The organism is Maribacter sp., assembly GCF_016744255.1.
Classification (GTDB): domain Bacteria; phylum Bacteroidota; class Bacteroidia; order Flavobacteriales; family Flavobacteriaceae; genus Maribacter_B.
Genome location: NZ_JADGES010000109.1, coordinates 1 through 10,749, shown reverse-complemented (window position 1 = coordinate 10,749; position 10,749 = coordinate 1). Strand labels below are relative to the sequence as shown.

The following is a 10,749-nucleotide window of genomic DNA, read 5'->3' as shown; positions in this document are numbered from 1 at the left end:
AGTAAATATTTAGCTAAGTTTGAGTTCAAATTTTAAAGTATATAATTGAGTTCAAAGTTATAATTTTAAACTTTGTCCCCAAGTTTTACGCTTGACCCGTAATAGAAATGGAATCTTTATCTTTTTGTAAAATGGAACTAAGTTTATCAATGTCTTTAGCAAGCATATCTTTTCGAGGATCCTTTTGTGTTATTGAAGCCTCAGAATTGTTTGCCCTTTTATAAACCCCATAGAATGATATTGAAAGCATTAATGAAAAGAAGCAAACTAATATTATACATCCGCATCCATGCCAAATAGGCCTTTTAGCAGGATTTAGCTCGTTTTCTTTCTGAAGCGCGGCATTCATCTCAGGAGTAAACTCGAACTTAGAATAACTTTTTTTACAATGTGAACATTCTGCCACATGTGTTTTGAATAAAGGAATAATCGGAATCCAAAAAAAATGAAAATATTTACTAAAAGTTGAGACTACAAAAGAGTCTTTTGTTTGACAATGTGTGCAGGTGGTTTTCCGGATTTTTCTATCTCCTATTTTTGAAGAACGGGAACCAAAAAAGAACAGCATAATATTGATTTTTAAAGTCTATTTATTTATAACGTTAAATTTAACACTTGAAATATTGTTATAGACCCCTTTATTTAGGGGTTTCTTACTTTTTCTTAGAAATAATACAAAAAGGAATTTTTATTATTATGGCTAGTTTAACTATTTTAATATAGAACTATACCTGTCATTGTTATTCAATAACTCTGTAGCTGCTAAAATAGCTTCGTCTTTTTGTAAATAATAGCTATAAAGCCCCTCTCTATAGAAGTAACGTTTTACAATTTCATCCTCTAAATTTTTTTGTATTTCTTTTTGGAAAGTGTCTAGTGCGTTTAATTTACTTTTATCTAACTCTACCAATAAGTTTTTATAGCTTTCTTGTACATTAGAACCATATATGTCTTTATCTTCTGTAGATAAAGCCTCTCTTAATGCTTTTTGGGCTTTAGTTTCGAAAGAAAAATTGCTTTTAGATACAAAGTTTTTAAACTCCAAAAAATCAACATTGGTAAATGTAAATTTAGATACATCTTCCACTTTGTTTTTATAACTGTAGTCCGTAGCAAAATCAAAAATAGTATTGCTTGCAAGCAGTGCATTGGTTAATGTATTTGTTTTAGCCGCATCTATCTCTATGTCTGGTAATACACCACCACCATCTTGGACTTTACGACCATTACGAGTTTTAAAATCGTTAAATTCCGTTGTTCTAACGGCGTTTCCGCTGTCGTCTCTATTCCAGTAGTCTAATGCTTGTATACACCTTCCAGAAGCTGTATAGTAGCGAGATATGGTTACTTTTAATTGTGTACCATAGGTGAGTTTCATTGGGCGTTGTACCAAACCTTTACCAAAGCTTCTTGCTCCCATTATTACTGCTCTATCTAAATCTTGTAAACTACCAGATACAATTTCACTTGCAGAAGCACTTCTACCGTTTACAAGTACTACTAGAGGAATTTCTGTATCTACGGCTTTACTTTTGGTTTTATATTCTCGGTTAAACTTTTTTACTTTTGATTTTGTAGTTACAATAAGCTCTCCTTTAGGAACAAATAGATTGGTAACATTTATAGCTTCAGACAACAATCCACCAGGGTTACCTCTTAGATCTAGAATTATTTTTTCTGCACCTTTTCCCTTTAATTCCTTCAGGGCTTCTTTGGTTTGGTCAGATGCTTTTGCATTGAATTTAGAAAGAACAATATATCCTGTTTTAGCATCCACCATTTTGTAAAAAGGAACGGCATCTACATCTATTCCTTCTCTTTTTATGGTGGTTGTTTTAATTTCTCCTTGTCTTTTATAGGTTACAGTAACAGAAGTGCCATTAGCTCCTTTTAATAATTCGCTTGCATTATCATCAAAATCTGCAACAGAAATATCTCCTATTTTTATTATTTCATCGCCTGCACGTAATCCTGCTTTATCTGCTGGGTAGTCTTTATAAGGTTCTACAATAAGTAATTTATCTTCATAAGAACGAACTAAAGAACCAATACCAGAATATTCACCAGCATTATTAATTTTAAATGCTTCAACATCTTGCTCATTTAAAAATTTGGTATAAGGGTCTAATTCCTCTAGCATATTTTTAATAGCGGTATCCATGAGTTCTGCAGGATTGGTTTCATCTACATAATTCATGTTTAACTCTTTAAAAAGCGTTGTAAATATTTCTATTTGCTTCGCTATTTCAAAAAAATCACTTTTAAAACTAGAGCCAGCAATAAGAATTATTATTGCTGTTAAAGGTATTAATACCTTCTTCTTAACTAATTTATGCATTTGTTTTGGCGTTAAATTTTTGAAATAGATGCTGCATTTGTTTTTCAATTGCAGTATAGGTTGGCATTTCTTTACCAATGTATAAAATTAAGAACGCATAGCTGCTTGTGGTATTGTCAGTAACGAGAGATTTGTTAATTCTATAAGATTCGCGTAATAAGCGTTTTATGCGGTTTCTTTTTACGGCATTTTTAAATCTTTTTTTAGAAACCGCCACCCCTGTCTGCACTTTTATAGCATCTGGTAAGGCGGTTTCTAAATAGATTAATTTTAAAGGAAAACTAGTAACATTTTTGCCTTCTAGGAACAATTGTTCAATGCGCTTCTTGCTTTTTAGTTTTTCTTTTTTTGGGTAAGACAAGTCCATAATTTATAGTACTATTATTATAATATAAGCTACTTTAATTAGCCTTACCGTTAATTTTATTCCTTAATAACTTAGATGTTTGCATCTAAATGATAAAGGACAGTTCCTTTTAATGCCTCGTGGGCTTGCCCCGAGGGAGGTTTACTAATTTACTGCTTCCACGTGTTATTAGTTGGCTCTACATCTGCCATTAATTGCGAAGGCGCTAAAACAATAGACTCTATTTCATCCATTGGTTTTGCAATGGTAAAATTATAAGTTGGGAATGCCCATGGCCAATCTGCTAAAACGGTTGCCTTAACATTTTCTTTTTCGCCACGCATCATTCGTAAAGGAGCATAGAAAGCTTCTTTTGTACCGTCTTTATACGTTACCAAAATTTCTTGCGGCATAGGCATTAATCCTATACGTTCTAAAATGATTTTAGTTGTTTCCCCTTCTGATTTAACCTCTTTAATTCCGTAATCAATAGTATTTGTAGTTTGTGTCCAATCGTTTAAATACCAATCTAATTCTAAACCAGAAACTTTTTCTGCTGTTCTTTTTATATCATTAGGAACAGGGTGTTTAAATTTAAAATCGGAATAGTATTTTTTTATAGTCTCTTGTAGTTTTTCTTCTCCGATAATATAACCTAATTGTGCCAAGAAGATAGAACCTTTACTATAGGCAGCAATACTGTACGGCATATTAGAATCATAGCGGTCCGAGTGTGTTGTTTGTGGTTGCTCTAATCCAGATTTTACTAAATAATAGTAGCTTTTATAAGACCTTTCTAATGGGTTTTCTTTTTTCTGCTCCATAACCTCATTCATGCATAAGGTTGATATATAGGATGTAAAACCTTCATCCATCCACGCATGTTTAGCCTCATTAGAAGCAAGAATGTGTTGAAACCAAGAATGTGCCATTTCATGTGCTGTAGTACCAGCTAAACTACCAAACTTTTTACCACCAGCGATTAAAGTACTCATAGCATACTCCATACCACCATCGCCACCTTGAATGATAGAATATTGATTGTAAGGGTATTTACCAATATGCTTGCTAAAATACTGCATCATTTCTGCTGCTTTTGGTTGTACTTTTTCCCAATTTGCTTTAATTTCAGCATCGTTATCTTGGTATAGAAAATGTAGCATTGGTCCATTTTCTACTTGCAATGTATCGTGAATATAATCTGGATCGGCTGCCCACATAAAATCGTGTACCATTGGAGCTTTAAAATGCCAAGTCAGAGTTTTGCCTCTATGTTTCTTTACTTTGGTTCCAGGAGTTTCATAACCATAACCTATTTCGTTGGGGTTTTGTAAATAACCAGAACCACCAACTATATATTTTTTATCTAGTGTAAGTTTAACATCAAAATCTCCCCAAACACCTTGAAATTCTCTTGCTATATACGGGTCTGCATGCCATCCTTCAAAATCATATTCAGCAAGTTTTGGATACCATTGGCACATGGAAAGTGCAATACCATCTTTGCTATTACGTCCAGAGCGACGAATTTGTACAGGGACTTGTCCTTTAAAAACCATCTCTAAGGTAGTTTTACCACCTGCGGGGATTGGTTTTGCTAGTGCTACCTCTAATACAGTCCCAGCTTCTGAGAAAGTAAGTTTTTGCCCATCTTGTTTTAAAGAAGATACATGTAAAAAACCAATTTCAGAAGCAGATAAAGGAGCTATTCTACTGCTTTTTTCTTTAGTTATCATTCTTCCGTCTGGGTCTTTTATATTCTGGAGTCTTATATCCATTTCACTACCAGGCTGAAAAGCATTAAAATATAAATGATAATATACTTTAGAAATCGCGTCTGGAGAATTGTTGGTATACACTAGAGTTTGTGTACCCGAATATTGATAGGTTTCTACATCCATAGCAACATCCATTGTATAATCTACGTGTTGCTGCCAGTAGCTGGTATTATTTTGTGCCAATAGAGAACCTGTAATACTTATCAGAAATAGAGCACATAGAGAAGATAATTTTTTCATTTGTTTTTCATTTTAATTCCACCAGTGGGTTTTAATTTCCTGATGCTTGTATCGGAATTGATTACTATTTTTTTTCATACCCCTAAGGGTACCCCCCTAAGTTAGTGACTTAGTATAAAATAAACGCCATACCTCTTAGTTTTAAAAGAGGTATGGCGTAGATTAATTTATAATTTTGTTTTACCAGCAGAAACACTTTTAGCCATAAGTAAAGCGTTATATGCATTTACTATTTTTCCAGATTTAGAAATTTTATCTAGAGTGTTACTTTTAGAGCTATCACCACCAAGAATAACTTTAGCTGTAGGCGCTAAACCAGATTGCATTAATATTTGTTTTACTTGTGCTGCTTTTAATTTTGGATATTGCGAACGAATAAGAGCAGCAACACCAGCAACAGCAGGAGCAGCCATTGAAGTTCCTCCCATAAATTTGTATTTACTACCCGGAATAGTAGAGTAAATTGCAGCACCAGGAGCAAATACATCGACGTTATTTGCGCCGTAATTAGAAAAAGAAGCTACCATTTCTGAACCATACTTTTCTCCTAAGGCACCAACAGTAATTACATTATTTGCAATTTCAGCACCTGCATGGTTATTATGATCGTTAGGAAAGTTAGGATTGCTAGCATCATCAATATTAGCACCATCGTTACCTGCGGCATGTACAATTAATACATCTTTAGATGCAGCGTATTTAATAGCATCATATACCCATTCAGCCTTCGGTGAAAAAGATTTACCAAAACTACAGTTGATTATTTTAGCTCCGTTATCTACTGCATAACGAATTCCTAATGCAATATCTTTATCATACTCATCCCCATTTGGGACAGCACGTATACTCATTATAGCAACGTTATTTGCCACGCCATTTGCTCCTTTACCATTGTTACGTTCTGCGCCAATTATACCAGCAACATGCGTTCCATGGCTTTCATCTGTTACTCTGTTTTGTGGGTTACCATTACCATAACCAACGTCATTGAAATCGTATGGGTTATCCCCAACATCTTTACGGCCGTTAAAATCTTTATTTAGATTGTAGTTTGCACTTTCTGCAAAATGTGTAATTCCGCCATTAAGTTCTTCTATAACTTCAGGAATTGTATCTGCATAATTAAACATTTGGGTTAAAACAGCTATGTTTTGTTTTAGACCCTCGTCTTCTGTTTTTATAGCTGCCAAATCTTTTTTGGTATAGGAATCTTTCCCTAAATGTTTTTTTATAGCTGCGTCTGATCCTTTTACTTGTTGTAGAATTTGTTCGTATTGTTGTTTATTCTGAACTGCTTTCGGGTATTTAGCATCTAATTCTGCTTTTGCTTTTGCTTGCATTGCAGCATCTCCAAGATTTAATCTAAGGATACGCGCAAACTCTAGCTGCTCATTATAAGACTCTCCTAAAAAATTATAGCCATGGATATCATCTACATAACCATTTTTATCATCATCTTTTCCGTTTCCGGCTTTTTCTCTTTTATTGGTCCAAAGAACACCATCTAAATCTTCGTGTTTTAAATCCATTCCAGAATCTAAAACTGCAACGATAACTTTGGTTCCTTTTTTGTTATGAATTAATTCTTTGTAGGCTTTATCTACACTCATTCCTGGTATAGTGTCTTTTACTAAGTCTAGATGCCCCCAATTTTGTTTTTCGTTTTCAGTAAGATCTGCTATTTTAAGAGGTGTTGCATCAATATTTGCTACTGGAGTAGTTACCAATTTTGTGGCTCCACAGCCAGCAAATAATAATGCTGTTGTAATTCCCACAACAGTTTTCGAAATTTTAATAGTCATATAAAATTTATTATGTTAATGTGTGTTTAGTTAAATAGGGTATTAAAAGTGTATGTTTTATCTAATCTTGCCCCTCTTTTTGTGTTTTTTAGGGTACATATTTCATTATGGGCGTCGTGTTCAAACAATAAATAATAGTCGTTTTTAAGAGCTTTTTTCAAAAATAATTCTTTTTCAGATAAAGTAAGTAATGGTCTGGTATCATAACCCATAACATATGGCAATGGAATATGGCCAACAGTTGCAATTAAATCTGCTGTAAAGACTAATGTTTTGCCTTGATAGTTAATATGAGGAAGCATTTGTTTTTCTGTATGCCCATCTACAAAAAGAATACCAAAACCTAATTCTGAGTTTTCGACAAAAGAATTTTCTCCTCTTTGTATAAACTGTAATTGCCCGCTTTCTTGCATAGGGATTAAATTTTCTTTTAAGAAAGAAGCTTTTTCTCTTACGTTAGGTGCGGTAGCCCATTTCCAATGTTCTTCATTGGTCCAAAAGGTGGCATTTTTAAATGCAGGTTCATAACCAGTTCGGTCTTTATTCCACTGCACACTTCCACCGCAATGGTCAAAATGTAAGTGGGTCATAAAAACATCGGTAATATCATCTCTATGAAAACCATTTACTTTAAGAGAATTATCTAAAGAGTGGTTACCCCATTGATAATAATAATTAAAAAATTTTTCAGATTGTTTGTTTCCCATTCCGGTATCAATCAAAATTAATCTATCTCCATCTTCAATCAGTAAACATCTGGCCGCTAAATCTATCATATTATTGGCATCTGCAGGATTGGTTTTGTTCCAAATAGATTTTGGTACTACGCCGAACATAGCTCCTCCATCTAACTTGAAATTACCAGTTTCTATAGGGTATATTTTCATTGTAAAAAAAGAATTTTTGCAAATTAAGAAATATGGGAAGGATATGCAGGATATATGCCGTTTTATTAGCTGTTTTTTAACAGCATAATTTAGTTTTTACCTTGTAATAATGCATATAGTTGTTGTCCAAAGAAAATCATGGCTTTAATTTCTTGCACACTAAGAAGGCGTTCCTTTTTCAGAATTAAAAGAGTAGAACCATTAGATTCAATATGGTAATAAGGATTACTTTCAAGGAAAAGAATAAGTTCATTTGTAAATAATTCTTTAATGGTTGTTTCATTTTCACCACTTAAGTAAAAGCGTTTATTAAAGTCGGGATGGTTATTTATAGTAATATCTTTAAAACCAGCAAGGCCATATATAAAATCTAATAGCCCTTCTTTATCTAAAGTAAAAATAGGAATCTCTTTATCTAATTGAATATGCATTATGGTGGTTTTAACCACTTCTCTTGCAATAAATGCACCTTCTGTAAATTCAACATCCACCACTTTAAACTTGTTGTCTTTATCTTTTAGAGCATTGTAGATATAAGGTATCTCCCGGGTTCTAAAAAAGATAAAATTGCTTAAGAAATCTGTTTTGGGATTCTTTTTGGGAACATATTTCCAATGGTATTCTTTTGCGGTACTTTTTAATAGTTTTTGTCTTTTTGTAAAATAGCGTTCTACAGCGGCTAATTTGGCTAACGGAATTACTTTACGAATGGCAAAAGGGTGTTTAGAGTCGGCACCATGCTTATCTAAGCCAATAATTTCTATACTTCCGCCTTTTTTCGCAAAAGTATCAATGTAGCTTTCTAAACCGTCCATTACGGTATGGTCCACAAAATTACATAGAGAAAAATCGAGTATTACATTTTCATTTTCTGGTATTACATCTAGGTTGTTTTTTAGCTTGTAGAAATTTAAAAAACTACAAAAGTACTTTACGCTTACGTAATAATTATTCCCATCTTTCTCCTTATACATTAATATATTAGGCTTTGTAATATGATTAATAAATAGGGAAAAGCTTTTGTTAATAACAACGTGAATTAGAAAAGTTACGACAATCCCTGCGCTTATTCCAGTAATTAAATTGGTAAATAGAGTGGTGAGTAATGTTACTAAAAATATGGCGATTTGTTCCTTTCCAATTTTAGCAATTTTTCCTAGAGTTTTTGGCGTCGCTAATTTATAACCGGTGTACACTAAAATAGCAGCTAATGCAGCAAGAGGTATTTTCCGTAATTGGTCTTGAAAAAGTAGAACAAAAGCAACTAAGAAGAGAGCATGGAAAAGGTTTGCAGATCGGTTAGTTGCGTTATTGTTTACGTTTACCGAGCTTCTTGCAATAACAGTTACCACATTAAGACCACCTAAAAGACCACTGATAGAAGTAGCTACACCTAAGGCTTTTAAGTCTTTATTTACGTTAGATCGCCTACTTAAAGGGTCTAATTTGTCTACTGCTTTTATACTTAATAAAGATTCAATACTAGCAATTAAGGTAATAGCAAATACTACAAGAATAAATTCCTTTTTTTGAAGAATAGAAAAGTCTGGAAATGCCCATTGCGCAAAAATATCATCCGGAATATTTACTAAAAATTTGGAGCTCATAGGGTAAGGAATATCCAAAGCAGCTAGAACATAACTAAAACCAATAGTTAGTATTAAGATCCACATTGGAGCAGGAATTAGATGAAAATACTTATTCCTTATTTTAGAATAGTATATCATAATAAGCAGCGCAATTATACCAATGGCAGCAGCCACTAGTATTTCTGGATTGGCATCTTTATATACCCCATATAAACCAGTAGGAATTTTTCCTAACAAGCTTATAATACTGCCACTTTCATTATTATGACCAATCATAATATGAAACTGTTTGGCCAAAATTCCTAAACCTATAGCCGCTAGCATTCCTTCAATGGCAGAGGCAGGAAAAAAATCTGCTAATCTGCCCATTTTAAGAAAACCTAGCAAAACCATGAGTCCCCCAGAAACTACAATGGCTGCCAGTGTAAATAAATATCCTTGGTATAAATCTCCGCCTCCCAAAGTAGTAATAGCACCTAAGAGCACAATTACAAGTCCGTTTCCAGGCCCCGTGATTGTAACATTAGAACCACCTAAAATGGATACTACTATACCGCCCACCACGGCAGCAATAATACCAGAAATTGGAGGAGCTTCACTTGCCAATGCTAATCCAAGCCCAAGAGGTAATGCAATAAGAGATACTACAAAACCAGAAAAGATGTTTTTTGGTAATGCGTTTATAAAATTTTTAGTCTGGCTTGTTTTTGCGGTCAAGTTCTGTTTCTAATAATTAATAAATCGGTTGGTAAATCGGATAAAATATGCTCTATATCATGGGGGAATATACGATCAAATATTCCAGTTTTTGCAGGGGCATTCATTATTAATATATCTGCCCTAACAACTTCTGCATAATGTCCTATGGAGTATCCTCTTTTTCCAAAGATACTTTGTGATTTTACTTTTAAATTAGTCTTTAAATATTCTGGTAAATCTTCTATTATTTTACGAACCCTAAATTCTTCTCTGTGTTTTAATCGTTCTTTAACAATATTTGCTTTTTTAAGAGAACGGTCATCTTCTACAGTAACATGGATTTCTTTTTGTCTAATTTCTTCTACTATGGTTAATTTTTGAGCCCCAAGAGCATAACTAACGTAAAAAGCATCTGTAATGGCTAATGGTGTTTCTGGAGCATCTAAACCATTTACTACAATATGTTTACAAGGAACCCTTTCAGCGGAAGGTTTAATTAGTAATAGTACAGAACAACAAACTTTACGAGTTAATTTTCTAGCAATAGAGCCTACATAAAATTGAAACATATTTTCATGTTGCATGGCCCCTAGAATTAATAAATCTATATTGGAGGAGCTACAAGTTCCTAAAATAATTTCATAAGGATTACCTTGTTTCCATTGAATTTCTATCGATAAATCAGGGTGCTCCGTTTGTGCTAGAATGGCCTTAATTTTCGCCTCTTTTTCTGTTGTTTTTTCACCAACGTGAAGTAGAATAAGTTTTGCATTAAAAAAATGAGCAATACGAGTAGTTTCCAACACGTTAACGTTAAGTGATGGAGAAAAAGCAAATCCAAATAAAATAGTTTTAAACGGATGGATTTTGTTTTTCATGTAGTAAAATTAAGAGCCTAAGATACTATAATATTTGAGAAATAAATTCTTGTATATTAACATTGTTATTTTTGAAATAAAAGGGTATTTTTCTAAAAAAATATTTAGGTATGGTAGAATTAGCAGGAATTATAATTCTAGGTATAATTGCACAATGGGTGGCTTGGCGTTTAAAATTGCCAGCAATTTTAC

8 protein-coding genes are annotated in these 10,749 nt (G+C 33.3%); all 8 read right to left on the bottom strand.

Annotated elements, in window-relative coordinates:
• Positions 1 to 85 precede the first annotated feature (85 nt).
• The 8 genes from QZZ51_RS14425 to QZZ51_RS14390 all read right to left on the bottom strand — a co-directional run bounded on the left by QZZ51_RS14425 (position 86) and on the right by QZZ51_RS14390 (position 10,557).
• On the bottom strand, positions 86 to 568 hold the full coding sequence (locus QZZ51_RS14425; protein ID WP_291870904.1) for a zinc-ribbon domain-containing protein: 483 nt from the start codon (positions 566 to 568) through the stop codon (positions 86 to 88).
• A gap of 141 nt (positions 569 to 709) precedes the next feature.
• The gene (locus tag QZZ51_RS14420) at positions 710 to 2,338 is read right to left on the bottom strand and encodes a S41 family peptidase (RefSeq protein ID WP_291870901.1); all 1,629 of its coding nucleotides are present in this window, start codon (positions 2,336 to 2,338) and stop codon (positions 710 to 712) included.
• The gene (rnpA, locus tag QZZ51_RS14415; RefSeq protein ID WP_291870899.1) at positions 2,331 to 2,705 is read right to left on the bottom strand and encodes a ribonuclease P protein component; all 375 of its coding nucleotides are present in this window, start codon (positions 2,703 to 2,705) and stop codon (positions 2,331 to 2,333) included. The genes QZZ51_RS14420 and rnpA overlap by 8 nt, the downstream gene beginning before the upstream one ends.
• 149 nt (positions 2,706 to 2,854) lie before the next feature.
• Positions 2,855 to 4,702, bottom strand: a complete 1,848-nt coding sequence (locus QZZ51_RS14410; RefSeq protein ID WP_291870898.1) for a M1 family metallopeptidase — start codon at positions 4,700 to 4,702, stop codon at positions 2,855 to 2,857.
• A 167-nt stretch (positions 4,703 to 4,869) separates the two neighbouring features.
• The gene (locus tag QZZ51_RS14405) at positions 4,870 to 6,504 is read right to left on the bottom strand and encodes a S8 family peptidase (RefSeq protein WP_291870896.1); all 1,635 of its coding nucleotides are present in this window, start codon (positions 6,502 to 6,504) and stop codon (positions 4,870 to 4,872) included.
• 26 nt (positions 6,505 to 6,530) lie between these two features.
• Positions 6,531 to 7,391: an MBL fold metallo-hydrolase gene (locus QZZ51_RS14400; RefSeq protein WP_291870894.1), complete on the bottom strand. Its 861-nt coding sequence runs from the start codon at positions 7,389 to 7,391 to the stop codon at positions 6,531 to 6,533.
• Positions 7,392 to 7,480: 89 nt separating this feature from the next.
• Entirely contained in the window at positions 7,481 to 9,697 is a 2,217-nt protein-coding gene (locus tag QZZ51_RS14395; RefSeq protein WP_291870892.1) for a SulP family inorganic anion transporter, read from the bottom strand.
• Positions 9,694 to 10,557: a universal stress protein gene (locus QZZ51_RS14390; protein WP_291870890.1), complete on the bottom strand. Its 864-nt coding sequence runs from the start codon at positions 10,555 to 10,557 to the stop codon at positions 9,694 to 9,696. The genes QZZ51_RS14395 and QZZ51_RS14390 overlap by 4 nt, the downstream gene beginning before the upstream one ends.
• Positions 10,558 to 10,749: the final 192 nt, after the last annotated feature.